Source organism: Nocardia sp. NPDC004711 (genome assembly GCF_053601595.1).
In genome coordinates this window covers 51,640-75,089 of record NZ_JBSGCB010000008.1, presented here as the reverse complement: position 1 = coordinate 75,089, position 23,450 = coordinate 51,640, and the positions used below count along the sequence as shown (strand labels likewise).

The window sequence follows — 23,450 nt, the reverse complement described above, 5'->3', positions numbered from 1 at the left end:
GATCGTCATGGCCGAATCCAATGGCCACGCAGTCCCGGAATTCATGCGCCCGGTCGTCGCCGACGAGCCGCCCGCGAGTGCGCGCACCGTCGCCGAGCACGCGGTCCTCGCGCTGAACGAGTCGATGTTGCAGCTCTACGAAACATCCCTGGTGAAATTCAAACAGAACATGCGCGACCAGGTGCCGATCATCCTGGCGCTGTTCACCGGCGAAGGCGGGCAGATGATCCTCTACCGGCCCGGCCGGGAGCCCGAATACGCGCCGCCGGTGCCGATCGTGTACCAGCTGGCCAAGTCGGTGGGCCACAGCACCATGGCCATCTACGAGATCGTCTCACCGTATCTGTTCGATGCGTACGCGAATCAGCTGTGGCGAGCCCCGCTCGAGATGTATCGGGCGCAGCATCGGCCGGCCCTCGAAGGCCTTGACGCCCTGGATATCTCCGAGGACGATCGCTCCCTCCTTCGCGCCATTCTGCAGCGCAATCTGACCTTCATGGACGAGTGCCTTGCGCAGGGTGGTTACAGCTACGACGAAGTCGAGAAGTACATCCGCGGCGTCGTACCGTATTCGGCCAAGTCGATCGGCATCGGCTCGGGCGCCCAGGTGAGCCATTGGATGAACGTCATCGAAGGGTGGAAGGAGCAACTCGGCACGGACTGGGAGCGCACCTACGCGGTCAGCAATTCGCTGTACATCGCACGGCAGAACAACATCCTGTACAGCATTCTCGTCCAGTTCATGGGCACCGAGACGATGGGCGACCGGTTGCTGCTCGTCGAGACACCGGAATTCGAGACCACACCCGAGAAGATGCTCGACGTGCTCGGCCGCATCGTCGCCGACCGTTCGCTCGGCATGGTCTTCTTCCGCGACTACTTCCTCATGGACGTCGAACTGCTCGGCGGCGGCGGCCGGGCGGCCATCGAGCGGGAGATGGCCAAACGGGGCAAGAAGGCGTTGCTGCCGACTCTGGCGCCCTTCCATTCCAACGATTGGCCGTGGAAGACGGACCCGGCCAAGGGCACCGGCCCGGCGCGGATGGAAGACGTCGCCGCGGGTGCGGTGATTCGCCCGGAATCGGTCGGCTGATGACCGATTCGACAAGGGATTTCGTGCAGCGCACCATCGAGATCGCGCGTACCAGCGTCGCCGAGGGCGGGCTGCCGTTCGGGACCGTCGTCGTCAAGGACGGTGAAATCCTCGCCGAAGGCGGGAATTGCGTTCCGGTGACTCACGACCCGACCGACCACGCGGAGATTCGCGCCATCCGCGAGGCGTGCCGGAAGCTGGGCACGGAGTACCTGACCGGATGCACGGTGTACGCCATCGCCCATCCGTGCCCGATGTGTCTGGCGGCGCTGTATCTCTGCGCGCCCGATCAGGTCGTTTTTCTGGTCACGCGCGAGGATTGCGCGCCATATATGGCCGGCGGGAACGACAAGTACTTCGAACCCAGCACTTTCTATGGCGAGATCGCCAAGCCCTGGGACCAGCGGCGTCTGCCCATGCGCTACCAGCCGCGCGATGACGCCATCGCGGTGTACAAGCTCTTTCGGGAACGCCGGGGCGGTGATCAATCGTCATGACAGCGGCGGCCGGCCCGGCGATGCCGACGAAAAAGGTGAGGACCGTTGTCGGTCCTCACCTTTTGTCGTTGGGGGATCAGGAGACCAGGCCGCGGCCGGTGGTCAGGGGGAGATCCATGGCGGTCAGCAGGCCGGGGCGGGATTGGACCACGGCGGGGATGGCGCTGACCAGGCGGGCCGCGGTGCCGACCACGCCGGCTTCGGCGTGGTCGCCGTTGCTGTAGAGCTGCAGGTCGAGGAGGTAGTCGGGTTCGCCCTTGACTTCGACTCGGTAGCAACCCTTTCCGGCCGGTTGGGGCCAGTCGGGAGCGAGGTCGGGGTGCAGGCGGGTGGTGTGTTCCAGGGTGAGGACCTCGCGGCCCTTGCTGATGCCGTGCACCTGGAAGCGGAGGGCGGCGGCGGTGCCGGCGGCGATGGTGCGACTGCCCACCTTCAGCTCTTCGCTCGCGGGCAGACGCTCGAAATGCTGTGTGACGGAGTCGAGTTCGATGTCGAGGGCGGCGGCCAGCTGGCGGATGACACTGCCCCAGGCGAGGGTGAGGACGCCGGGCTGGAGCAGCAGCGGCAAGTCGTCGAGGGCGCTGCCGAAGCCCATGATGTCGAACAGGACCTTGGGATTGTCGTAGGTGGAGTAGTCCATCACCTCCGAACAGATGATCTTGTCGATGCGCTCGGAGCCGCTGGACAGCAGCAGCGGCAGCCAGTCGTTGGCCCAGCCGGGGTCGATGCCGTTGACCCACAGGGAGGCGCCGCCCGCGTTGGCCGCCTCCACGATCGGGGCGATGGCCTCGTCGGGGAGGGTGCCGTAGGGGAACTGCAGGAAGACGGGGCTGCTGGAGACGACATTGATGCCGGCGCGGAGGAAGGTCTTCAGATCCTCCACCGCCTCCATCAGGCGGTCGTCGGCCATGGCGGTGTGGACGATGCAGTCGGGCTTCAGGGCCAGGAGCGCCTCGGCGTCCTGGGTTGCGGTGACGCCGATCTCGCGGTCGAGACCGGCCAGCTCGCCCGCGTCCTTGCCGGCCTTGGCGGCGCTGGAGACCCAGACGCCGACCAGGTCGAGCTCGGGGCGGGCGATGATGGAGCGCAGGGTGCGGCGGCCGACATTGCCGGTGCTCCACTGGACTACGCGGTACTTCATGGGAAAACTCCTGCGGCGTGGCGGATTACAGGTCGGGGATGGGGAGGTCCAGGTTGGGCGCGGCGATGCCGCCGTCCACCTCGAGCACCTTGCCGGTGATGTAGCCGCCCGCGCGGGAGCTCAGGTAGACGATCGCGGCGGCGATCTCCCACGGCTCACCGAGCCGGTGCAGCGGGGTGGCGTCCTCCATCTGCTGCTTGATCTCCGGTTGCTGCGCAACGACTTCCAGCGCGGAGGTGAGCACCGAGCCGACCGCGATGGCGTTCACCCGGATGCGGGGGGACAGGTCGGCGGCGGCCAGCCGGGTCCAGTGCGCGAGGGCGGCCTTGGCGGTGCCGTAGGCGAGGAAGCCGCGGCCGGGGGAGCGGCCCATCATCGAGGAGATATTGACGACCGAGCCGCCGTCGTTCTTCAGCATGTGCGGCACCGCGGCCCGGGTGAGGGCGTGCGCGGTGGAGACATTGAAACGGAATGCCTCCTCGAGGAATTCGGGGGTGGTGGTGAGGAAGGTATTGGGCATGGTGCCGCCGACATTGTTGACCACGATGTCGATGCGGCCGAGCTCGGCGGCGGCGGTTTCGGCCAGCGCGGTGACGGCGGAAAGATCCGACAGGTCCGCGGGGACCGTGATGGCGCGGCGGCCGAGCGCGTGGATCTTGCCCGCCACCTCGTCGAGCTGAGCGGCGGTGCGCGCCGAGATGGCCACGTCCGCACCGGCTTCGGCGAGGGCGAGGGCGGTGGCGGCGCCGATGCCGCGGCCCGCGCCGGTCACGACGGCGACGCGGCCGTCCAGTCGGAAGGTGTCCAGGATCATCGCGAATTCAGTCCTTCTGGGAGTGACGACAGTCACAAGCAGCTTTAAGCATTTATTCTTAATCGTCAAGGATAAGTTCTTTATCCGCTGGTGAACGGCTATGGTGCAGACTGTGGCAAGGATCGACAGGTGGCAGTGACGGTGTCCGAATGGCAGTGACAGAAGCGCGCGAGCGCATCATTCTCGCGGCGGAGCAGCTGATCGCCGAGCGTGGGCAGGCGGTGCCGCTGCGCGATATCGCGGCAGCCGCGGGACAGCGGAACAACTCGGCGATCCAGTACCACTTCGGCTCCCGCGACGGGCTCATCGAGGCCGTGGTCGAGCACCGGCTCGCCACCCTCGAGGTGCGGCGGCTGGAACTGCTGGCCGAACAGGCCGGAACGGGTGCGACCGGCGTGCACGACCTACTGGAGGCGCTGGTCATTCCCATGCTCGAGCTGAGCGACCGGCACGGGATCAATCACTATGCGCGGTTCCTCGAACAGATCCACACCCATCGGGCGGTCACCGACGCGGCCAATCTGGAATCCGCGCGGCGCACCTCGGTGCGGGTGATCATGCAGCAGCTGGAGCGGGAACTCACCGACCTGCCGAAACGGTTGCGGCTGCGGCGGTTACGCGCCTTGCCGACCGTACTGTTCGCCTTGCTGGCCGACCACGAGCGGGCCGTGGAGGCCGGGCGGGTGGCCGCGGGGGACGTGACGGCGTGGGGGGAGATCGTGGACATGCTCGCGGGGGTGCTGACCGCGCCGGTGGTGGAGCGCGCGCCGATTCGCTGACGCCGGAGCGCGAACGGCCCGCCCCGGATCGAATCCGGTACGGGCCGTTCGGACACCGAGCGCGGTGGACTAGCGCTGGTGCGGCTGAGGGTAGTTCGGCGGCTGCTGGTAACCGCCGGACGGCGGCGGGTAGCCCTGGCAGGGCGGTGGTGGTGGGGCTACCGTTGATGGTCGTGGACACCACGGCAGCAGCAGTCATGGAAACGCCCGCCCGGCCGCGATGGCTCGGCGTCGGGTTACCGCTGCTGGCCGGTGGGGCGGTGGCCGGCGGGCTGGCGTTGCTGCACTTCCGGGATCCGCACGTGCAGGGGGCCTACGGGGTGTGCCCGTTCTACGAACTGACCGGATACTGGTGCCCCGGCTGCGGCGGGTTGCGCGGGCTGCACAACCTCACCGATGGCCGGATCCTCGACGCCATCCACAGCAATGTGCTGCTGCTCCCGCTGACACTGGGCTTCATCGCCTGGTGGGGCGCCTGGGTGGTGCGCGGGTGGCGGGGCAATCCGGTGCCGCCGCGACTACCGCAGGTGCTGCCCAGGTACGCGGTGTGGGTGGCCCTGGCATTTCTCCTGGTCTTCACGGTTGTGCGGAACACACCGTGGGGTAGTTGGATCGCACCGGTTTAGGCGGGGCATGCTCTGCGTATGAGCGATTCGCTGAAGGAGCGCGTGCGGCAGAAGCTGATACGGCAGCTCGAGGAGGATGGGCCGCCGGACCCCGATCAGGAGGACACCCGGCAGCTCTCGGTCCTGGGCGACCTCGATGCGCTCGAGGCGGTGGCCGACGACGATCCACTCGTCGAGGTGCTCGCGGCCCGCTACATGGTGCCCTGACCGTTTCCCGGCCGATTCAGAAACCGCAGGCAGACCCGCCCTCGGCCGAACTGCCGAAGGGGCGGGTCTCGGGGACCGGGTTCCAATGTCCTTCGGTGCGGGCGTAATTCCACGCCGGGCCGTGCGCCACCAGGGTCGCGATGGCCTCGACGAGGCGGTCGACGTCGGCGGCGGTGGTGCCCAGGCCGATGCTGGCGCGCAGGGCGGCATCGACACCGAGGCGGGACAGCAGCGGGTGAGCGCAGAAGCGGCCGTCGCGCACCCCGATGCCGTGCTCGGCGGAGAGGTAGGCGGCCACCTGGCCGGGCTCGAAGCCGTCGACGGTGAAGGCGACAATGCCGACCGCGTCGGTGCTGTCGCGCCAGATCCGCAGGAAGTTCACGCCCGGAACGGTTTTCAGGCCGTAGCGCAGGCGATGGGTGAGGTACTGCTCATGCTCGAGCACGGTGGTCTCGTCCAGCTCGGCGAGGGTGTCGCAGGCCGCGGCCAGGGCGGCGACGCCCAGCACGTTCGGGGAACCGGCCTCGTGGCGCTGCGGGGCGGGAGCCCATTCGACGCTCTCGGTGCTCACCGAGCGCACCGCGCCGCCGCCGGCCAGGTAGGGCTCGGCCGCGTCCAGCCAGTCCCGGCGGCCGGCCAGCACGCCCGCGCCGAACGGGGCATAGGTCTTGTGACCGGAGAAGGCCAGGTAGTCGATGCCGGTGGTGCGCAGGTCGATTCGGCGGTGCGGGGCCAGCTGGGCGGCGTCCACCAGGATGCGGGTGCCGCACTGGTGGGCGATCCAGGCCAGCCGCTCCAGCGGCAGCAGTTCGCCGGTCACATTGGAGGCGCCCGTAACCGCCAGCAGCGCAGCGGGTTTCGAGCACAGCTCGGCGACCAGCCGCTGGATGGTCTCCTCGATGGTATCCGCGACCGGAACCACCCGGCGGCCGCGCCGGGTCCAGGGCAGCAGGTTGGCGTGGTGCTCGACGTCCAGCACCACGGTGTCGCCGGGCACGCAGGCGGCGAGCAGGTTCAGTGAGTCGGTGGTGTTGCGGGTGAACACCACCACCTGGTCCTCGGCCGCGTTCAGGAAGCGGGCGACCGAACCGCGGGCCGACTCGTAGCAGTCGGTGGAGACCCGGGAGGCGTAACCCGCGCCGCGGTGCACGCTGGCGTAGTAGGGCAGCAGATCCGAGACCCGGTCGGTGACCTGCCGCAATGCGGGTGCGCTGGCGGCGTAGTCGAAGTTGGCGTAGCCGGCCGTCCCGCCCTGGACCAGCGGGACCCGCAGGTCACAGCCGGAGACATCGGCGAGGGCGGCACAGGTCTGGTCGGCGAAAGCAGTCATCACGAAATCCCGTCGGATTCATGGACGCGCGATCGGGAAAAGAGAAATCGATCGAGAGTCCGCGCTTGCCGCGCCCGGTCGGGCGTCGGCCCGGTCGTCACCCGGAGCACCCCACCGCGGAGGAGGGTTGCCGACCAGCAAGCCGGGGCTTCGCGCTGGTACTCATGACCTGATTGCAGAGACTGGCAGACGGCTCGCGGGCTTGTCAACCCCGCCCGGTCGTGGCGGCCGCCGTCACGATTTGCGGGCCGCCCCGCAGCGTTCCAGGTCGGGCACCCGGACGTCGCGCCCGATCGGGTCGAGATAGCTCGCGGTGTACTCCGGTCCGCCCGCTTGCTCGACCTCGCACCAACCGTGGTCGGCCAGCAGTGCCGGGACCTGGTCCGGAAGCATACCGAAGGTCCAGAGTCGTTGCCGCGCCACGAATCTGCGGTAGGTGGCGGCGCAGCCCTGGAGGTTGGTGCCGTCCAGAAAGTCCTGCCGGATGTAGCTGAAGATGAGCTCGCTGCCGGTGGGGGCCTCGGCGAGAGCTGAAAAGGTGTCGCGCACAGCGGGTTCGGTCAGGTACTGCGTGACGCCCTCCCAGAGGGAGAGGGTCCTCGCGTCGGTGCGGTAGCCGTGCTCGGTCAGCGCGGTGCCGAGGTCATCGGTTTCGAAGTCGATCGAGACCTGAGTCACGCTGTCGGGCAATGCTATTCGCTTCCGCTTCTGGGCGATGTTGATCGGCAGATCCACTTCGAAGGCGGGAAGTCCGGCGGGCGCCGCCAATCGGGTACGCCTTGGTGTCGAGTCCCGCGCCGAGTACCACGATCGCCTCGATGCCGTGGGCGATCGCAGCTCCGGTCCAATCGTCGAAATACCGTTTGCGGCAGGTGAGGCTCTCCCAGGCGCCGACTCCCTCTCGGCTCATGCCCGAGCGCAGTAGGCGTCGCCCGGCGGGTCGGCGCGCGATCGACCGCCACGCGGCGGGCAGGCTGCGCACGACATGCTGGAGCGTCGCCGGTCGGTGTGACGAACGGCGCGACCGTTGTGACTCGCAGCCGCCTTCCAGAGGGCAGGGGTGCCAATCAGGTTGGGGATAACCGGATCTCACCGGGTTCCCGGGCAGTATGGAGCGGCCGGCCTCCGGCCGTCCCCACCTGGTGCTCCAAGCGCGTCCGCAGGCCCATCGGCGCAGGTAGCATGGGCTGCGCCCGCGCGTGTGATGTGCAGTTCGCACGATGTCGCGCCGCGGGGCGTCTGCTGCAAGTTCGGTTCTTCCGGATCTTCCCGACCACGTGGCCGCACGGCCTGGATACAGGGAGGTATTCACATGAAGGCGATCGTGGTGACGGACCGGGCCGCTGGAACGGCCGGGATGACGTTGGTGGAGCGGCCCGATCCGGATGCGGCGAGGTTCGCGAGCCTCTCGGGCGCGAGCTACGGCGATGTCATCGTCGAGGTTCATGCGTCGGGATTCACCGGGGATGAGTTGGAGTGGCCCTCGACCTGGGTCGATCGGCTCGGCCGGGACCGGACGCCGTCGATCCCCGGGCACGAGCTGGCCGGGGTGGTCAGCGCTCTCGGCTATGGCACCACCGGCCTGTCGGTGGGGCAGCGGGTGTTCGGGCTGACGGACTGGACTCGTGACGGCACGCTGGCGGAGTACGTGGTCGTCGAGGCACGTAATCTCGCGCCGCTGCCGGGCGACATCGACTTCACGGTGGGCGCGGGCGTCACGATGGCGGGCTTGACCGCCTGGCAGGGGCTGTTCGAGCACGGCCGGCTTCAGGCGGGGCAGAGCGTCCTCGTGCACGGTGCAGCCGGCGTAGTCGGGTCGATGGCAGCCCAGCTCGCACGTGAGGCCGGCGCCTACGTCATCGGCACCGGGCGCGCGGCCGGCCGGCAGACCGCGCTCGACTTCGGGGCGCACGAGTTCGTCGACCTTCAGAACGACTCTCTGGACGACATCGGCGGAGTCGATCTGGTCTTCGATGTCATCGGCGGAGACATCCAGAAGCGGTCGGCGGATCTCGTTCGAGCCGGAGGAACGCTGGTGACCGTCACCGGGCCGCCCGAGGCGCGACCCGCCCGCGGACTGGCGATCGACTTCGTCGTCGTATCCGACCGCACCCAACTCGGTGAGATCGCCCAGCGGGTGCGCGACGGACGAGTGCGGACGAACATCGGCACGGTTGCGACCCTCGACGACGCCGTCGCCGCCTTCAACCCCACCGAGCGACGCAAGGGAAAGACGGTCATCCGCGTTCGTTCGTGAGGACCCTGGATAGCGACCGGTCCAAGGCCGACGGCGCCTCGGTTTCCGCCACTGTCCGAGCCCGGGGTGTCGGCTTCGGAGGCACCTGCACCCTTCTCATGCTTGCGATAAAGCCCCGGTGCGGCTCTCATGCTTGCGATAAAGCCCCGGTGCGGCGCAGCCGATAGAGGTGGACCATCCTGGCCGCCACCTTCAGCATGGGCACGTCTTCGATGATGGTCCAACCTGGGAATGCGGCCGTGATGTCTGCCGGTGCGGCGCCGCGTGGCAGTGGGCCATGGCGGCCCAGTTCGAATGCGACCATGAGCAGGGTTGCGTCTGCGGCGGCGGCGATGTCCACCTGCCGGCCCATGGTGTGCCGTTCGGGGTCGGTGAGGCCGTGGAAGACACCGAAGTCCAGAATCAGCCGGTATCCCGTGCCGACCTCGGCCGGGAGGGCGGTGATATCGCCTTCCAGGAAGCGGGCATCGACGCCGGCGGCGCGGGCGCGTCTGGTAGCGAGCCGGATCGCCTTCGGCACGATGTCGACCCCGGTGACCCGCCAGCCGCGGCGGGCCAGTTCCACGGCGTGCCCGCCGGTGCCGCAGCCGAGATCCAAGGCGGTCCCGGCGGGCGGCTGTGCTCCCGCCTGCTCCTGGTCGAATTCGGCGGCCAGTATGCGGGATACATCGCGCTGCCGGGCCGCTGCTTCCCATGGGCGAAATCCCAGCGCATGCGCTACCCGATACCTGAAAACGCCCATGCTCGGTCCTCCTACGTGGGTCATGATGGGCAACTCGGAACCGCGGTAGGCGCGGCATCGTCATCGGTGGGCCGCGATCGTCTGGAGGATAGGGGATCGGGTCGGCGCTGATCGTCAGCGGTTCGGAAGGCGATCGCTGTCCGAACGGGAGTCTCCCGCCGGCCGACCCATCGTTGTGACTCGCACACGACCGTATCGGAAAAATCGTCCGAAAGTTGGATCGGGTGGGCCGCAAAGTTCGAATCGCGCGAACGTTGCTGGGGCGTATGGTCGGTGTCGAAGTTAGGGTAGCCAAAGTGGTGTGCCCCCGAGTTGACCACGAGGAGCCCGACCATGCTGGAGACCAGCACCCCGTTCTCGACGCTCATTCGCACCGCGACCGAGCAGCAGCACAACGAGGCGGAACACTCCACGTTCATGCGCGACATGCTCGGCGGGCAGCTCGGGGTGGAGGCCTTCTACCGGTACACCGCCCAGCTCTGGTTCGTCTACGCCGCCCTCGAAAAGCGCTCCGCCGCACTGGCTTCCGACCCGGTCGCGGGTCCGTTCGTCAAGCCGGAACTGGCGCGGCTGGCCGCGCTGGAGGCCGACCTGGCCCACCTCGGCGGCGCGAACTGGCGCGATGAACTGACCGCACTGCCCGCCACCACCGCCTACGCCGCCCGCATCGAGGAGTGCGCGGACGACTGGCCGGCCGGCTATGTCGTCCACCACTACACCCGCTACCTGGGCGATCTCTCCGGCGGTCAGGTCATTCGCGGTACCGCCGAGAAGCTGTGGAACCTGCCCAAGAAGGGCGACGGCGTGCGGTTCTACGTCTTCGAGGACATCGCCAACCCGGCCGCGTTCAAGCGCGACTACCGCGAGGCCCTCGACCAGCTTCCCCTCGACGGCCCCGAGGTCGATCGCGTACTCGACGAGGCGCGACTGGCGTTCACGATGAACACTGATCTGTTCCGTGAGCTGGGTGCGGAATTCAGCGCGCGGAACTGAAACTCGCAACCCCGAAGGTCGCCGACCCCCGTTGATCGACAGGGGCGGCGGCCTTCGTCATTTCCGCGGTGCGTCGTTGACCCTGTTCGTCGGGGGCAGGGTCAGCGATCTCACCCTTGCGCCGGTCCGCGGTGATGGGTTGCCATGGAGGGCATGAGTTTTCCGCTGCTACTGAGTTTCGTGGGGTTGTGTGTGCTGCTCGCGCTCACGCCGGGGCCGGATACCTTTCTGGTACTGCGATTCTCGATGGCCGGATCGCGATCCGGAATCGCGGCGGCAGTGGGCTCGGCGTTCGGCGGGATCGTGTGGGCCACCGTGGTCGCGGCCGGGGTCGCGGCGCTGCTGGAGCAGTCGGCGACCGCGTATCGCACGCTCAAGGTGATCGGCGGAATCTACCTGGTGTACCTGGGCGTTCGGGCGCTGCTGGCGCATCGGCGCGGGCCCGGCGGGGCGGATGTCGCGGTGGCGCAGGGTGCGCCGGCGTCGCTCCGCTCGGCCTTCGCTGCCGGATTGCTGTCGTGTGTCTTCAATCCGAAGGTGGGATTGTTCTACCTCGCGGTGCTGCCGCAGTTCCTGACCCGGGTGACATTCCTCGACACGCTCACGCTCGGAGCCATCGAATCCAGTATCGCGGCAATCGAAATGATCCTGCTGGCGGTGGCGGCCGCGCGGGCGGTGGAGTTGCTGCGACGGCCGCGCGTCCGGGTCCGGCTGGAGCAGGCGAGCGCGGCGATCCTGGCGGCGCTGGGCATCGGCACGGCGGCCTCGGCCGCGGCCTGAGTCGGCGCCCGAGTCAGTCGGCGATCTCGGCGCGGTGGTACGCGCCGTTGTAATACACCAGCGGGCCGACCGCCGGGGAGTTCTCGGTGTTGTCGTGCACCTGGGTGACCAGGCCGATGACCAGGGTGTGGTCGCCGATCGGGAGGAGCTGATGGACCGTGGCGCGGACCCAGATGGGCGTGCCGTGCAGGACGGGTTCGCCGCTGCCGAGCGTCGTCCATAGGGACCGGTCGGTAAAACGCTCCTCGGCGGCCCGGCTGAACCGCTGGGCCAGATGCTTCTGATGCTCGCCGAGGAAATGCACCACCAGCGATTCGGCCCGCAGCATGGCCTCGATGCTGGAGGAAGTCTCGGCGATATTGAACGAGATGAGCGGCGGCTGTGCGGAGAGCGAGGCGAACGAGGTGGCGGTGAAGCCCACCGGACCCTGGTCGGACTCGAGCGTGACGATGGTGACCCCGGCCGGATAGTGCCGCATGGCGGCGCGGTACTGCTGCGCGGTAATGCCGCTCAGATCGTCGGGCACGTGTAGCTCGGTGCCGGGCGTCGGGGAATCGCTCACGTCACGAAACTACGTGGTCGAGCGCCCGGTTATTCCACCCTGTAAGAAATTGCCCGGTCCGCGCCGGTAGGTGGTGCTCAGTCCACGTCGATGGCCAGGCCCGCGGTGATCCGGACCAATTCCCCGAAGGTGGTGCGGAACAGCGTGTTCGGATGCCCGCCTGCGGCCCACAACTCCTGATACTGCGACAACGCGGTGTCGACGAAGGTCGGCAGATTGGTGGGGTGCCCGAGCGGGGCGACACCCCCGATGGGCTGCCCGGTCACCTCGCGGACCATGGCCGCGGGCGCCCGGGAGAGCGTGCCCTCGAGGCGCTCCCCCGTGCGGCTCAGATGCACCTGGTGCGCGCCGGACACCAGCAGCAGCACCGGATCGTCGTCGAGCAGGAAGACCAGCGATTTGGTGATCGCCCCTACTGTCACGCCGAGCGCGTCGGCGGCTTCCTGCGCGGTGTGGGTGGGACTGGGCTGGGTGATGATCACCCCGTGATGGCCGCGCGCGATCAAGGTGTCGGAGACCTTCGACGCGACCGGTGGCAGGGACCTGCGCATGGCAACCAGGGTAGAGCGATTGCGGTGGATGTGCCGGGGATCAGTAGTCGGGATAGCCCTCCTCCGGGCCCAGCAGCTCGGTGAGGCGGTCGCGCACGATCGGGGCCAGCTCCTCGGCGGTGCGCTGCGAAACCCACTGGTGCGCACAGGAATCGAAGACTCGTTCCAGGTCGATCGCGGACAGGGCGCGCAGCTCCGCCGCGGCGGCCGTCTGGAGTGCGGTGTGGCCCGGGTACGGGCGGCCGTCGGCGATCTTCTGGGCCCAGGTGACATTGCAGCAGCATTCGTACAGGGCATGAATCGCGCGGCGGCGGGGGAGCGTATTGAAGCGGTCGAGGCCGATTCCGTGATGCATCAACATCCAGACCTCACACACGGGATGGGCGAGTTGTGCGGACCCGCTAATCGTCCGCCGGAAAGCGGATCGAAAACACTGGGACGCAGCAGATTTAGCACAGGATTAACACCGGCCCGCCACGCCCTCGGCACCCCCGATACGCTGGACCGATGACCGATTGGAAGGCTTTCGAGGTCGAAAGCAAGGACCACATCGCCCAGGTGACGCTCACCGGTCCCGGCAAGGGCAATGCCATGGGCCCCGACTTCTGGCGCGAACTGCCGCTGATCTTCGGCGAACTCGACGCCGACCCGGACATCCGCGCCATCGTGCTCACCGGATCCGGCACGCACTTCTCCTACGGCCTGGACCTGCCGGCCATGAGCCCGCTCTTCGGGCCGCTGCTGGCCGACCGGGCGCTCGCCGGGCCGCGCACCGACTTCCTCAAGCACGTGCGCAGCATGCAGGACTCGGTCACCGCGGTCGCCGACTGCGTCAAGCCGGTCATCGCGGCGATCTCCGGCTGGTGCATCGGCGGCGGACTGGACCTCATCGCCGCCGCGGATGTCCGCCTGGCCAGCGCCGATGCCAAGTTCAGCCTGCGCGAGGCCAAGGTGGCCATCGTCGCCGACATCGGCTCGCTGCACCGGCTGCCGGGCATCATCGGCGAGGGGCACGTGCGTGAACTCGCCTACACCGGCAAGGACATCGACGCGGCCCGCGCCGAGAAGATCGGCCTGATCAACGACGTGCACGCCGACCAGCAGGCCGTGCTGGACGCCGCCCACGCCATGGCGCGCGAGATCGCCGCCAACCCGCCGCTGGTGGTGCAGGGCATCAAGGACGTCCTCGACCAGCCCAAGCGCGGCAGGATCGCCGACGGGCTGCGCTACGTATCGGCCTGGAACTCGGCGTTCCTGCCGTCCGAGGACCTCACCGAGGCCATCCAGGCGGTCTTCGAGAAGCGCCCCCCGGAGTTCAAGGGCAAGTGACCCCAGGGGTTCCGGCCTCGTAAAAGGACCCCATGCCTCCGGTTCCCGGCCTATCGTTTTGGGCGGGGGACCGGAGGTTTGGTCATGGCTACATCCGAGGTGAGCGAGTCGACCGGTGCGGGCGGCTTCACTCATCGCGAAATAATGGTGATCCTCAGCGGGCTGCTGCTGGGCATCCTGCTCGCGGCGCTCGATCAGACCATCGTGTCCACCGCGATCCGCACCATCGCCGACGATCTGAACGGGTATTCACTGCAGGCCTGGGCGACCACCGCGTATCTGATCACCGCCACCCTGGCCACGCCGCTGTACGGCAAGCTCTCGGACATGTACGGGCGCAAGCCCTTCTACCTCGCCTCGATCACCATCTTCGTGACCGGCTCGCTGCTGTGCACCTTCGCGCAGTCCATGTACGAGCTGGCCGCCTTCCGGGCGCTGCAGGGGCTGGGCGCGGGCGGGCTCATGTCGCTGGCGCTGACCATCGTGGGCGACATCGTGAGCCCGCGCGAAAGGTCCAGGTACCAAGGGTATTTCCTGGCCGTGTTCGGTACCTCGAGTGTGATCGGGCCGGTGCTGGGCGGGCTGTTCGCGGGACAGCACAGCATTCTCGGGATCGCGGGCTGGCGCTGGGTGTTCCTGGTGAACGTGCCCATCGGCCTGTTCACCCTGGTCGTGGTAACCCGGGTGCTGCGCCTGCCGCCACGCGAGAAATCCCGTGACCGCGTGGACTACTGGGGTGCGCTGGCGCTCATCATCGCCATGAGCCCGCTGCTCATCGTGGCCCAGCAGGGGCGCGAATGGGGCTGGGGCAGTGCGCGATCCATCGTCTGCTACCTGATCGGCGCGTTCGGGGTGATCGCCTTCATCCTGGTTGAAGCCGCGCTGGGAGAGGCCGCGCTCGTCCCGCTGCGCATCTTCGCCAACCGCATCTTCGCGCTCGGCGTGGTCATCTCGTTCGTGGTGGGCGCGGGCATGTTCGGCGGAATCCTGCTGCTGCCACAGTATCTGCAGGCCGACCGGGGTGCCGGCCCGATGCTGGGCGGGCTGCAGATGATCCCCATGGTGCTGGGCATGATGATCGGCTCGGTGGTGTCGGGGCAATTGATCTCGCGCACCGGGCACTACCGCGTCTACACGCTACTGGGCTCGGCCATGATCACCATCGGGCTGTTCCTGCTGCACTACCTGAAGGCCGATACGGCGTTCTGGATCGTGGTGCTGTTCATGCTGTGCGTGGGCTTCGGGCTGGGCAATCTCATGCAGCCGCTCATCGTGGCGCTGCAGAATGCGTTGCCGCCCAAGGACATGGGCGTCTCCACCGCTGCCGCCACCTTCTTCCGGCAGATCGGCGGCACGCTCGGCGCCGCGGTGTTCCTGTCGATCCTGTTCGATCGGCTCGGACCCAATATCCGCGCGCAACTGCTGGAGGCGGGCAAGGACCGCAGGTTCCAGGACACCGTCGCCGCCGGGGCGCACGACGGGAATCCCGCGGATATGGCGCTGTCGCAAGGACTTCTGAAACACGACACCTCGGCGGCGCAGGGGGTGCTGAACGACAGTTCGGTGATCCAGAAGCTCGATCCCGTGCTCGCACACCCGTTCAAGGTGGGATTCGCGGAATCGCTGTCGACGGTCTTCCTGACTACATCCGCCGTCACCCTGCTGGCGTTCGTGCTGGTGGTGTTCTGGAAGGAAGTCCCGCTGCGCACGACCGCCGGGCTCGCGGCCGCTGCCGAATAGGACGGGGGATTCGGGAAAACGAAAGGGGCGGCGCGGAATCCGCGCCGCCCCTCGTCGGCGGGAGCTCAGTGGCCGCCCTGCTCCTTCAGGCGAGCGTAGGCCTCGTCGACCAGCTTCTCGGCCTTCGCGCGGCCCTCCCAGCCCTCGACCTTGACCCACTTGCCGGGCTCCAGGTCCTTGTAGTGCTCGAAGAAGTGCGCGATCTCCTTGCGCTGGAACTCCGGGATGTCCTCGACGTCCTGGATGTGCGCCCAGCGCTTGTCGCCGGCGGGCACCGCCACCAGCTTCTCGTCGATGCCGGCCTCGTCGCTCATGATCAGCACGCCGACCGGACGGGCCTCGACCAGCACACCCGGGAACACGGACTCGGGCAGCAGCACCATGCAATCCAGCGGATCGCCGTCGCCGCCGAGGGTGTTCTCGATGTAGCCGTAGTCGGCCGGGTACATCATCGGCGTGTACAGGTAGCGGTCCAGCCGAACGCGTCCGGTCTCGTGATCGACCTCGTACTTGTTGCGCTGACCCCGGGGGATCTCGATGGTGACGTCGAACTCCACGTCATCTCCTTTTCGGTGGGCGGTATAGCTGCCGACTCGCCAGCTCGTTCAAGGGAACGACTGCGCAACGAGGATAGTGTGGACCGCGGTAGAGCCATCAGCCCCACCACAGGTATCAGGGAGACAGCGGCAGGTGTTTGGTCGGAACAAGCAGAACATCGGTGGTCTGGAGGCCAAGCGGCGACGCAGAACCTGGATCGTGGTGTCGCTGGTGCTGGTCGTCGTGGTGGCGGCGGCCGGGGCGGTGGCGGTGATCCTGAAGCCCTGGACGGAGGAATTCCGGCACGGGGGGTTGACGATCGCCGATCCGCCCGCGCCCGTGAAGCCGATTCCGCAGGTCGCGCCCGCCCCGGTGACCGCGCCCGCCGCCTCCGCGAACGGGCTGGCCGCCGCGCTCGGACCGGTGGTCGGCAATCCGGACCTCGGGATCTTCGCCGCCTCGGTCTCCGACGGGGACACCGGCAAGGTGCTGTGGACCATGGACCCGGACAAGGGCATGATCCCGTCCTCCACCGCCAAGATCCTCACCACCGCGGCCGGACTGCTCGCCCTGCCCGACGATCACCGGATCACCACCAAGGTGGTGACCGGCTCGGCCCCCGGCGAGATCGTGCTGGTCGGCGGCGGCGACCCGACCATCACCGCGCAGCCGGACGGCAAGGGCTACTACCTGGACGCGCCCCGGCTGCAGGACCTGGTCGCGCAGATCAAGACCGCCGGGCAGCGGGTGGACTCCATCGTGGTCGATACCTCCGCCTACGCGGGCCCGAACTTCGCGCCCGGCTGGGACAACGCCGATATCGCGGGCGGCTCCATCGCGCCGCTGGACCCGGTCATGATCGACGGCGGCCGCCTCGACCCGCTGGTCGAATATTCGCCCCGCACAACCACTCCCGCCCTCGACGCGGGCCGGAAGCTGGCCACCGAACTGGGCGCCGATCCCGCCAAGGTGAAGCTGGGCACCGCCCCGGCGAGCGCGAACCAGCTGGCCGCCGTGCAGTCCGCGCCGCTGCGGGAACGCATGCTGCAGGCCATGGTGCACTCCGACAATGTGCTCGCCGAGGCCATCGGCCGCGAGGTCGCGGTGGCGAGCGGGCAGGAAGCCTCCTTCACCGGCGCGGTGACCGCCATGACGACCGTGCTGCAGGCCGCCGGATTCGATCTGACCGGCCTGAAAATGGCCGACAACAGCGGGCTTTCGACCGACGACCACATTCCCCCGCGCCTGCTCAACCGGGTGCTGACTGTGTCCGCGCTGCCCAACGGTGCTGGTCCGCAAGGCAATTCGACCGCCGATACGGCCGCGACCAGCACCGATGGCTCCCCGCTCGCGCCGCTGCTGGACTTCCTGCCGGTGGCGGGCGGCACCGGCTCGCTGGCGACCCGCTATGTCGACCGGGATCGCGACGGGGCGGGGTGGATCCGGGCCAAAACCGGAACTCTGTCCGTCTCGAGTGCGTTGGTGGGTTATGTGCTGGACCGCGACGGACGGGTCCTGACGTTCGCCTTGATGTCGAACGATCGGCCGCCGGAGGTGAGCCGACCCGCGCTGGATGCCGTCGCCAACGCACTGCGCAACTGTGGCTGCTCCTGACGGGTGGATGAACATGACCGGATCCGAAAACCCTGTGGCCCCCGCTCGCACCCGGACCAATCTGACCGGTGTCGTGGACTGGAACGTGGCCGCCCGCACCGGCGCCGCGCTGGTGCCCGCGGGGCCGCGGACATCCCGATACTCGGCCGAACACGCGGTCGCCGAACTCGCCGCCGCCTCGGTGCGCGCCGAGGGGCCGGTCCGCGAGGTCAGCGGTCTCGACGACGGGTCGGTGGTACCGGACGCGCTGATCGTCGACCGGCCCGGCTGGATCCACGCCGCCGCCGAATCCATGGCCCAGCTCACCGGCAGCGGCGTGGAACCCGGGGAGAAGGGCAAACTCGTCGGCAAACCGGCCGGCGTGCAGGCCGGGGCCATGCTGGCGTTTCTGTCGACGGCCATCCTCGGCCAGTACGACCCGTTCACCGGGCCCGACGGCACGCTGCTGCTGGTCGCGCCCAACATCATGGCGGTGGAACGCGCACTCGGCGTGCCGCCCAGCGACTTCCGGCTCTGGGTGTGCCTGCACGAGGTCACCCACCGGGTCCAGTTCTCTTCCGCCCCTTGGATCGCCGGATACATGCGCCGCAATGTCGAGGTGCTCGGTGAGGCGGGCGACGAACCCCTCGCCGACATGCTGGCCCGGCTCGTCGACGCCGTGAAGGAGCGCCGCCGCGGCGACGACCCGGCCGGCGGTGTCATCGGGCTGCTGCGCGCCACCCAGGCCGCACCGCAGCGCGAAGCCCTCGACCGCCTGCTCATGCTCGGCACGCTGCTGGAGGGCCACGCGGACCACGTCATGGACGCCGTCGGACCCGCCGTGGTGCCCTCGGTCGCCCGCATCCGCGCCGCCTTCGATCAGCGCCGCAAGCGCCCCGCCAACCCCATCCAGCGGCTGCTGCGGGCACTGCTCGGCATGGACGCCAAGGTCGCCCAGTACGTGCGCGGCAAGGCTTTCGTCGACGAGGTCGTCGACACCGTCGGCATGGCGCGGTTCAACACCATCTGGACCGACCCCGAAACCCTGCCCCGCACAGACGAAATCGGTGAACCGCAGCGCTGGGTCGCCCGCGTCCTCGGCTGAGCCGTTGCCGCCGCACCGGGCCCCGGGGCCCGCGTGCGACGATCAGGGCGTGAACGATCGGCCCCGGCTGCCCGAGACGCCTGCCGCACTGGAGATGCGGCACGCCGTGCGGGAATGGCTGGGACGGTACGCACCTGCCGGGGTGGTCGCCGTGGCCCTCTCGGGTGGGGCGGATTCGGTCGCACTGACGGCCGCCGCCTGTGCGGAGGCGGACGTGGTGGACGCCCTGACGGTCGATCACGGTTTGCAGGCGGGGTCGGCGGAGGTGGCAGCGACGGCGGCCGCGCTGGCGTCGAAGCTGGGCTGCCGGTCGGCGCGGGTACTGACCGTGACGGTCGAGCGTGCCGGGACGGGCCCCGGCATCGCCGATCGCGACCCGGACATCGGCCGCCCCGCAGGCCTCGGCGAGCGCGCGGGCAAGGCCCGGTATCCGGGTGGTCCGGAAGCGGCGGCCCGGCGCGCCCGGTACGCGGCGCTGGACCAGGCGCGGCAGGGATTGCCGGTGTTGCTCGGGCACACGCTGGACGATCAGGCCGAGACGGTATTGCTCGGGCTCGGGCGCGGGTCGGGGGCGCGGTCCATCCGGGGGATGCCGGAATTCGATGCGCCCTGGGGGCGGCCACTGCTGGGGGTGCGGCGGAGCGTGGCCCGCGAACTGTGCGCGGATCTGGGGATCACGCCCTGGGAGGACCCGCACAACAGCGCGCCGGAATTCACCCGGGTACGCCTGCGGCACGAGGTGCTGCCGTTGCTGGAGGACGTGCTCGGCGGCGGCGTGGCCGCCGCGCTCGCGCGCACGGCAGCGCACCTGCGGGAGGACGGGGAGGTGCTGGACGCGCTCGCCGGAGAGTTGCTGGCAGCCGCCCGGGACGGTGACGGGCTGCGAATCGAGATGCTCGCCACTGCCGCGCCCGCGGTCCGCCGCCGCGTCATTCGCGAATGGTTGCTCGAGCGTGGCGCAAAATCATTGACGGACAGCAATTTACGGGCGGTCGAGGCGCTGGTCACGCGGTGGCGGGGGCAGGGCGGGGTCGCGGTGGGCGGTTCGCCCAGTGGGACGAGGTTGGTTGCCGCGCGTGAACATGGCAGGCTCATACTCGGTTCGGAGTGAACCCGGATTCGGGTCGACATCACTGAAGGGAAACCAGCGGACGTGTACGGGGACGACATCGCGTCGGTGCTGATCAGCGAGGAACAGATCGCCGACAAGGTCGAGGAACTGGCCGAACTGGTCGCCAAGCGCTATCCCGCCGATGCCCCCGAGGGCGACCTGCTGCTGGTGGGCGTGCTCAAGGGCGCCATCTTCTTCATGACCGACCTGGCCAAGAAGCTCACCGTGCCGACGCAGATGGAGTTCATGGCCGTCTCGTCCTACGGGTCCTCCACCTCGTCCTCGGGCGTGGTGCGCATCATGAAGGACCTGGACAAGGACATCGCCGGGCGCAATGTGCTGATCGTCGAGGACATCATCGACTCCGGCCTGACGCTGTCGTGGTTGCTGCGCAACCTGTCCAGCCGCAACCCGGCCTCGCTCGAGGTGGTGACGCTGCTGCGCAAGCCCGACGCGCTGCGCACCCAGGTGGATGTGATGGCCGTGGGCTTCGACATCCCGAACGAGTTCGTGGTGGGCTACGGCCTCGACTACGCCGAGCGCTACCGTGATCTGCCGTACATCGGCACCCTGGACCCGAAGGTCTACGGCGGGGAGTAACAACTCTCGAGGATCGAAACGAAGGCCGCTGCCGGTTACCGGGAGCGGCCTTCTGTGTTGATGTGACGAAACTCACTCGGTGGGCTGGTTTGGGGCGTGGGCCGGGGGGAGTGGCCGTTGCTGGATGTCAGCGCTCGGGTCGAGCGGGAATCGGGCACGGGCGCGGATTTATGTGTAACTGCTGGTCAAGTGTCCGCTAGGGGGTTGGTGGGTGAGCCTCGGTGAATGGCCAGGAATTCGCGGGTCCGGTTAACAGAATGTTTCGGGGGCGTCCTATGCTGTCTGTAACAAACCTGACGGCTGTTTTCTGATCCAGTTGCAAACTTTTGGGTCAGATACGGCTGGAAAATCAAGACCGATTCTGATAGCAAGGGGCTATGGACCCGCATTTGCGCGACCTGCGGTATTTCGTCGCCGTCGCTGAGGAACTGCATTTCACCAACGCCGCTCAACGGCTGCACATCGCACAACCCACCCTGTCACGACAGATCCGTCAGCTGGAGCGCCAGCTCGACGTCGTGCTGTTCGACCGCAACCAGCGCAGCGTGGCCCTGACCGTCGCCGGCAAGGAACTCCTCGAAGGCGCGCGGAAGATTCTGGAACTGTGGGAAGTCACCAATGTCGCCCTGCAGGAGGCCGGTGAGGTGCTGCGCGTCGGCATCCAGTCCTCCATCGGCCGCGGCCTGATCACCGACCTGGAGAGCGCCAGCGGCCACCGGCTCGCCCTGCACTCCGCGTCCTGGACCGACCCGTCCAGCGGGCTGGCCGGCCGTCAGGCCGACCTCGCGCTCATGTGGCTGCCGGTGCCCGACACCAGCCGCTACCGCTGGCAGGTGCTGCGCACCGAACCGCGCTGGGTGCTGTTGCCCGAGAACCACGCCCTGGCCGGCCGGGAGCAGATCGACTTCGCCGACCTGATCGACGAGCCCTTCATCGCCATGCCCGCCGAAGCCGGTGCGGCACGGGACTTCTGGCTCGGTGCGGACGCCCGCGGCGGCCGTCAGGCCAAGATCGGCGCGGAAGCGGCCACCGCCGAGGAGCGTCTGGAGGCGGTCAGCCTCGGCCTGGGCGTGTGCCTGCTGGCCGAGAACAATGTCCCCATGTACCGCTGGCCCGGCCTCACCGCCCGCCCGGTCGCCGGCCTGGCCCCGTGCGAACTGGCGGTGGCCTGGCGCGCCGACGACGACCGCCCCACCATCCTCGAGTTCGCCGTCCGCGTCCTCGACGGCGGCTTCGCCGAGAAGGAACCGGTCGCGGCCCAGTAGGCCCCGGCCCGGACCGGTCGAAACGGGCGGCGGCAGAGGGTCGGAGGTTGCCGCGGTCCGTCCTGGAGTACGGGATCGAGACAGAAGCACAGCGCCGCGTCACCGAGTGACGCGGCGCTGTGCTGTATCCGGGCGCGCTGTGCCGGGGTGTGCTCAGGGAGCGACGCGCTGCCAGGGGTGGGCGGCCTCGATCTGCGCGGCCAGCCGGAGGATGGTCGACTCGCTGCCGGGCGGGCCCGCGATCTGCGCCGCGACCGGGGTGCCGGTGCGCGGGTGCAGGCCCATGGGTAGTGACAGCGCGGGCCAGCCGACCAGGTTCCACAGCGGCGTGAACGGCGAGAACTTCGTGTTCGCAAGGACATTCGCCAGCCAGGGACGGGAATGCCAGCGGCGGGCGCGCGGGGCAGGGGTCGCCAGGGTGGGTGTGATGACCACGTCGTAGCGCTCGAAGTAATCGAGCAGCCGGGCCTCCACCCGATCGACCTGCGACGGGCGCAGCAGTCCGGACTTCAGCACCGCCTTGCCGAGGGCGACGTGTACCCGGGTGCGGCGCTGCAGGCGATCCGGGTGCTGGACGGTCACGGCCTCGCGGGCGGCATTGCCCAGCCAGCGCAGCAGCAGCGCGAAAGTCGAGCCCTGGTACGGGAGTTCGGCGACGCCGATGATGTGGCCGGCCCGGGAGGCCGCCGCGGCGGCCTTGTCGGCGGCCGCGGTCCAGGCCAGGTCGATATGGCCGAGTGGTGTCGGAGCCCCGGTGGCCAGGCCGATGCGCAGCGTCGAGGGCGTCTCCAGATCGGCCAGGTCGGGGCGGTCCGCCAGCACCGAGAGCATGAGCGCGGTATCCGCGACCGTCGTCGCGAGGACCCCGTTCTCGGTCATCCCGCCCCACGAGTCCAGCCCCACCTCGGCGGGCACCAGACCGCGGCCGGGCTTGAGGCCGACCAGGCCGCAGCAGGCCGCCGGAATGCGGACCGAGCCGAGCCCGTCATTGCCGTGCGCGATCGGGACCATGCCGGAGCCGACCGCCGCGCCGGAACCACCCGACGAGCCGCCCGCGGAGTAGCGGGTGTTCCACGGGCTGCGGGTGATGCTGCCCGGGCCGTCGGTGACACCCCAGAGCCCGAATTCGGGCACCGTGGTCAGGCCCACGACGACCGCGCCCGCGGCCCGCAGCCGCCGCACCACCGGGTGATCGCCGGTGGCGGGGGTATCGGGACCGGCCAGCGAGCCGCCCCGGGTGACCTCGCCGGCGACGTCGATATTGTTCTTCACCGCGATCGGCACGCCGGCCAGTGGCAGCATGTCCAGATCCGGTCGTTCGGCCACCGTGCGGGCCTCGGCGCGGGCCGCTTCCTCGCGAACGAGACTGAAAGCGTTCAATTTCCGATCGCGGGCGCGAATCCGGTCCAGCGCCGCGCCGACCGCGTCCTCGGGGGAGATCGAGCCGTTCTGGACGGCTGCGGCGATGCCGGTGGCCGTGGTCAGGTCCACGGGGGGACGGTCGGATGGGGTGTCGGAATCGGCCGTTGTGCGTGCCACCGCTACCTCCTCGGCGGTGCCGGCTGTGGCGATTTCAGCCGCTAGCGCCGTGCCCTCGTCGTGCATGCTGGTCTTCCCCCGTCGCCTCGTGTCGAAATCGGGTGATCCGCTCGTGAGCCGCAAGTTATCATTCCGGCTAGCAGTCGGGGATGATGGTGTGGGGTGTGGCGGGTTCTTTGTCCCAATCTCAGAATCCACGACATCCTCGGATCGACAGTGCGGATCGACGACATCCGTGCCGAGCCAGAGGGGTGCGGAC

The 23,450-nt window shown here is 68.8% G+C and carries 25 protein-coding genes, 1 pseudogene and 1 riboswitch; of the genes and pseudogenes, 15 read left to right on the top strand and 11 right to left on the bottom strand.

Annotated features, from left to right (window positions below):
• Positions 1 to 7: 7 nt before the first annotated feature.
• A complete protein-coding gene (locus tag ACWEKS_RS09755) occupies positions 8 to 1,093 on the top strand; it encodes a hypothetical protein (RefSeq protein WP_452339693.1) in 1,086 nt (361 codons plus the stop codon).
• Positions 1,093 to 1,590, top strand: a complete 498-nt coding sequence (locus ACWEKS_RS09750; protein ID WP_452339692.1) for a nucleoside deaminase — start codon at positions 1,093 to 1,095, stop codon at positions 1,588 to 1,590. The genes ACWEKS_RS09755 and ACWEKS_RS09750 overlap by 1 nt, the downstream gene beginning before the upstream one ends.
• 76 nt (positions 1,591 to 1,666) lie before the next feature.
• Here ACWEKS_RS09750 and ACWEKS_RS09745 read toward each other — a convergent pair whose 3' ends face one another.
• On the bottom strand, positions 1,667 to 2,731 hold the full coding sequence (locus ACWEKS_RS09745; protein ID WP_452339691.1) for an NAD(P)H-dependent amine dehydrogenase family protein: 1,065 nt from the start codon (positions 2,729 to 2,731) through the stop codon (positions 1,667 to 1,669).
• 25 nt (positions 2,732 to 2,756) lie between these two features.
• Entirely contained in the window at positions 2,757 to 3,545 is a 789-nt protein-coding gene (locus ACWEKS_RS09740) for an SDR family oxidoreductase (protein ID WP_364606614.1), read from the bottom strand.
• Positions 3,546 to 3,694: 149 nt separating this feature from the next.
• Between ACWEKS_RS09740 and ACWEKS_RS09735 the strand changes: the two genes are divergently transcribed.
• From ACWEKS_RS09735 to ACWEKS_RS09725, 3 genes are all read left to right on the top strand, one after another.
• Positions 3,695 to 4,324 carry a TetR family transcriptional regulator gene (locus ACWEKS_RS09735; RefSeq protein ID WP_354831515.1) on the top strand — a complete coding sequence of 210 codons (630 nt, stop codon included), beginning with the start codon at positions 3,695 to 3,697 and terminating at the stop codon, positions 4,322 to 4,324.
• A gap of 173 nt (positions 4,325 to 4,497) precedes the next feature.
• Positions 4,498 to 4,950, top strand: a complete 453-nt coding sequence (locus ACWEKS_RS09730; protein ID WP_452339690.1) for a DUF2752 domain-containing protein — start codon at positions 4,498 to 4,500, stop codon at positions 4,948 to 4,950.
• 18 nt (positions 4,951 to 4,968) lie between these two features.
• On the top strand, positions 4,969 to 5,157 hold the full coding sequence (locus ACWEKS_RS09725) for a hypothetical protein (protein WP_452339689.1): 189 nt from the start codon (positions 4,969 to 4,971) through the stop codon (positions 5,155 to 5,157).
• 16 nt (positions 5,158 to 5,173) lie between these two features.
• Here ACWEKS_RS09725 and ACWEKS_RS09720 read toward each other — a convergent pair whose 3' ends face one another.
• The 3 genes and pseudogenes from ACWEKS_RS09720 to ACWEKS_RS09710 all read right to left on the bottom strand — a co-directional run.
• Positions 5,174 to 6,487 carry an aminotransferase class V-fold PLP-dependent enzyme gene (locus tag ACWEKS_RS09720; RefSeq protein WP_452339688.1) on the bottom strand — a complete coding sequence of 438 codons (1,314 nt, stop codon included), beginning with the start codon at positions 6,485 to 6,487 and terminating at the stop codon, positions 5,174 to 5,176.
• 56 nt (positions 6,488 to 6,543) lie between these two features.
• Positions 6,544 to 6,657, bottom strand: a riboswitch (SAM riboswitch).
• 64 nt (positions 6,658 to 6,721) lie between these two features.
• Positions 6,722 to 7,255: a class I SAM-dependent methyltransferase gene (locus tag ACWEKS_RS09715; protein WP_452339687.1), complete on the bottom strand. Its 534-nt coding sequence runs from the start codon at positions 7,253 to 7,255 to the stop codon at positions 6,722 to 6,724.
• A 22-nt stretch (positions 7,256 to 7,277) separates the two neighbouring features.
• Positions 7,278 to 7,469: pseudogene (locus tag ACWEKS_RS09710) on the bottom strand (class I SAM-dependent methyltransferase); the annotation flags it as partial.
• A 330-nt stretch (positions 7,470 to 7,799) separates the two neighbouring features.
• Between ACWEKS_RS09710 and ACWEKS_RS09705 the strand changes: the two are divergent.
• Positions 7,800 to 8,744, top strand: a complete 945-nt coding sequence (locus ACWEKS_RS09705) for an NADP-dependent oxidoreductase (protein ID WP_452339686.1) — start codon at positions 7,800 to 7,802, stop codon at positions 8,742 to 8,744.
• Between the two features lie 127 nt (positions 8,745 to 8,871).
• On the opposite strand, the gene ACWEKS_RS09700 is transcribed toward ACWEKS_RS09705, so the two are convergent.
• Positions 8,872 to 9,486 carry a class I SAM-dependent methyltransferase gene (locus ACWEKS_RS09700; RefSeq protein WP_452339685.1) on the bottom strand — a complete coding sequence of 205 codons (615 nt, stop codon included), beginning with the start codon at positions 9,484 to 9,486 and terminating at the stop codon, positions 8,872 to 8,874.
• A gap of 333 nt (positions 9,487 to 9,819) precedes the next feature.
• On the opposite strand from ACWEKS_RS09700, the gene ACWEKS_RS09695 reads away from it, so the two are divergent.
• Together ACWEKS_RS09695 and ACWEKS_RS09690 are read left to right on the top strand one after the other, a co-directional pair.
• Positions 9,820 to 10,479, top strand: a complete 660-nt coding sequence (locus ACWEKS_RS09695; protein WP_452339684.1) for a biliverdin-producing heme oxygenase — start codon at positions 9,820 to 9,822, stop codon at positions 10,477 to 10,479.
• A gap of 153 nt (positions 10,480 to 10,632) precedes the next feature.
• Positions 10,633 to 11,259 (top strand): LysE family translocator, encoded by a 627-nt coding sequence (locus ACWEKS_RS09690; RefSeq protein ID WP_452339683.1) that lies wholly within the window; start codon positions 10,633 to 10,635, stop codon positions 11,257 to 11,259.
• 13 nt (positions 11,260 to 11,272) lie between these two features.
• On the opposite strand, the gene ACWEKS_RS09685 is transcribed toward ACWEKS_RS09690, so the two are convergent.
• From ACWEKS_RS09685 to ACWEKS_RS09675, 3 genes are all read right to left on the bottom strand, one after another.
• Positions 11,273 to 11,821, bottom strand: a complete 549-nt coding sequence (locus ACWEKS_RS09685; RefSeq protein WP_452339682.1) for a flavin reductase family protein — start codon at positions 11,819 to 11,821, stop codon at positions 11,273 to 11,275.
• A gap of 77 nt (positions 11,822 to 11,898) precedes the next feature.
• On the bottom strand, positions 11,899 to 12,372 hold the full coding sequence (locus tag ACWEKS_RS09680) for a YbaK/EbsC family protein (protein WP_354831494.1): 474 nt from the start codon (positions 12,370 to 12,372) through the stop codon (positions 11,899 to 11,901).
• 40 nt (positions 12,373 to 12,412) lie between these two features.
• Positions 12,413 to 12,727, bottom strand: a complete 315-nt coding sequence (locus ACWEKS_RS09675; protein ID WP_452339681.1) for a 2-oxo-4-hydroxy-4-carboxy-5-ureidoimidazoline decarboxylase — start codon at positions 12,725 to 12,727, stop codon at positions 12,413 to 12,415.
• 152 nt (positions 12,728 to 12,879) lie between these two features.
• On the opposite strand from ACWEKS_RS09675, the gene ACWEKS_RS09670 reads away from it, so the two are divergent.
• Both ACWEKS_RS09670 and ACWEKS_RS09665 read left to right on the top strand, forming a co-directional pair.
• Positions 12,880 to 13,701: a crotonase/enoyl-CoA hydratase family protein gene (locus ACWEKS_RS09670; RefSeq protein ID WP_452339680.1), complete on the top strand. Its 822-nt coding sequence runs from the start codon at positions 12,880 to 12,882 to the stop codon at positions 13,699 to 13,701.
• An 84-nt stretch (positions 13,702 to 13,785) separates the two neighbouring features.
• Positions 13,786 to 15,441, top strand: coding sequence for an MDR family MFS transporter (locus ACWEKS_RS09665; RefSeq protein WP_452339679.1), 1,656 nt, complete (start codon positions 13,786 to 13,788; stop codon positions 15,439 to 15,441).
• 65 nt (positions 15,442 to 15,506) lie between these two features.
• Here ACWEKS_RS09665 and ppa read toward each other — a convergent pair whose 3' ends face one another.
• Complete coding sequence (gene ppa / locus ACWEKS_RS09660) at positions 15,507 to 15,998, bottom strand: inorganic diphosphatase (protein WP_379383333.1); 492 nt, start codon at positions 15,996 to 15,998, stop codon at positions 15,507 to 15,509.
• A 133-nt stretch (positions 15,999 to 16,131) separates the two neighbouring features.
• Here ppa and dacB point away from each other — a divergent pair, with 133 nt between their 5' ends.
• The 5 genes from dacB to ACWEKS_RS09635 all read left to right on the top strand — a co-directional run bounded on the left by dacB (position 16,132) and on the right by ACWEKS_RS09635 (position 21,652).
• Positions 16,132 to 17,592 (top strand): D-alanyl-D-alanine carboxypeptidase/D-alanyl-D-alanine endopeptidase, encoded by a 1,461-nt coding sequence (gene dacB, locus ACWEKS_RS09655; protein WP_452339678.1) that lies wholly within the window; start codon positions 16,132 to 16,134, stop codon positions 17,590 to 17,592.
• A 13-nt stretch (positions 17,593 to 17,605) separates the two neighbouring features.
• Positions 17,606 to 18,676, top strand: coding sequence for a zinc-dependent metalloprotease (locus tag ACWEKS_RS09650; protein WP_452339677.1), 1,071 nt, complete (start codon positions 17,606 to 17,608; stop codon positions 18,674 to 18,676).
• Positions 18,677 to 18,770: 94 nt separating this feature from the next.
• On the top strand, positions 18,771 to 19,787 hold the full coding sequence (locus ACWEKS_RS09645) for a tRNA lysidine(34) synthetase (protein ID WP_452339804.1): 1,017 nt from the start codon (positions 18,771 to 18,773) through the stop codon (positions 19,785 to 19,787).
• A gap of 42 nt (positions 19,788 to 19,829) precedes the next feature.
• Positions 19,830 to 20,387 (top strand): hypoxanthine phosphoribosyltransferase, encoded by a 558-nt coding sequence (gene hpt / locus ACWEKS_RS09640; protein WP_354831477.1) that lies wholly within the window; start codon positions 19,830 to 19,832, stop codon positions 20,385 to 20,387.
• A gap of 377 nt (positions 20,388 to 20,764) precedes the next feature.
• Positions 20,765 to 21,652, top strand: coding sequence for a LysR family transcriptional regulator (locus ACWEKS_RS09635; protein WP_452339676.1), 888 nt, complete (start codon positions 20,765 to 20,767; stop codon positions 21,650 to 21,652).
• A 153-nt stretch (positions 21,653 to 21,805) separates the two neighbouring features.
• On the opposite strand, the gene ACWEKS_RS09630 is transcribed toward ACWEKS_RS09635, so the two are convergent.
• On the bottom strand, positions 21,806 to 23,191 hold the full coding sequence (locus tag ACWEKS_RS09630) for an amidase (RefSeq protein ID WP_452339675.1): 1,386 nt from the start codon (positions 23,189 to 23,191) through the stop codon (positions 21,806 to 21,808).
• Between the last annotated feature and the right edge of the window lie 259 nt (positions 23,192 to 23,450).

Excerpts from the sequence above, each read along its gene's own strand:
- ACWEKS_RS09755 (WP_452339693.1), top strand. The coding sequence starts at position 8 with ATGGCCGAATCCAATGGCCACGCAGTCCCGGAATTCATGCGCCCGGTC.
- ACWEKS_RS09750 (WP_452339692.1), top strand. The coding sequence starts at position 1,093 with ATGACCGATTCGACAAGGGATTTCGTGCAGCGCACCATCGAGATCGCG.
- ACWEKS_RS09745 (WP_452339691.1), bottom strand. The coding sequence starts at position 2,731 with ATGAAGTACCGCGTAGTCCAGTGGAGCACCGGCAATGTCGGCCGCCGC.
- ACWEKS_RS09740 (WP_364606614.1), bottom strand. The coding sequence starts at position 3,545 with ATGATCCTGGACACCTTCCGACTGGACGGCCGCGTCGCCGTCGTGACC.
- ACWEKS_RS09735 (WP_354831515.1), top strand. The coding sequence starts at position 3,695 with ATGGCAGTGACAGAAGCGCGCGAGCGCATCATTCTCGCGGCGGAGCAG.
- ACWEKS_RS09725 (WP_452339689.1), top strand. The coding sequence starts at position 4,969 with ATGAGCGATTCGCTGAAGGAGCGCGTGCGGCAGAAGCTGATACGGCAG.
- ACWEKS_RS09720 (WP_452339688.1), bottom strand. The coding sequence starts at position 6,487 with ATGACTGCTTTCGCCGACCAGACCTGTGCCGCCCTCGCCGATGTCTCC.
- ACWEKS_RS09705 (WP_452339686.1), top strand. The coding sequence starts at position 7,800 with ATGAAGGCGATCGTGGTGACGGACCGGGCCGCTGGAACGGCCGGGATG.
- ACWEKS_RS09700 (WP_452339685.1), bottom strand. The coding sequence starts at position 9,486 with ATGGGCGTTTTCAGGTATCGGGTAGCGCATGCGCTGGGATTTCGCCCA.
- ACWEKS_RS09695 (WP_452339684.1), top strand. The coding sequence starts at position 9,820 with ATGCTGGAGACCAGCACCCCGTTCTCGACGCTCATTCGCACCGCGACC.
- ACWEKS_RS09690 (WP_452339683.1), top strand. The coding sequence starts at position 10,633 with ATGAGTTTTCCGCTGCTACTGAGTTTCGTGGGGTTGTGTGTGCTGCTC.
- ACWEKS_RS09680 (WP_354831494.1), bottom strand. The coding sequence starts at position 12,372 with ATGCGCAGGTCCCTGCCACCGGTCGCGTCGAAGGTCTCCGACACCTTG.
- ACWEKS_RS09675 (WP_452339681.1), bottom strand. The coding sequence starts at position 12,727 with ATGCATCACGGAATCGGCCTCGACCGCTTCAATACGCTCCCCCGCCGC.
- ACWEKS_RS09670 (WP_452339680.1), top strand. The coding sequence starts at position 12,880 with ATGACCGATTGGAAGGCTTTCGAGGTCGAAAGCAAGGACCACATCGCC.
- ACWEKS_RS09665 (WP_452339679.1), top strand. The coding sequence starts at position 13,786 with ATGGCTACATCCGAGGTGAGCGAGTCGACCGGTGCGGGCGGCTTCACT.
- ACWEKS_RS09650 (WP_452339677.1), top strand. The coding sequence starts at position 17,606 with ATGACCGGATCCGAAAACCCTGTGGCCCCCGCTCGCACCCGGACCAAT.
- ACWEKS_RS09645 (WP_452339804.1), top strand. The coding sequence starts at position 18,771 with ATGCGGCACGCCGTGCGGGAATGGCTGGGACGGTACGCACCTGCCGGG.
- ACWEKS_RS09635 (WP_452339676.1), top strand. The coding sequence starts at position 20,765 with ATGGACCCGCATTTGCGCGACCTGCGGTATTTCGTCGCCGTCGCTGAG.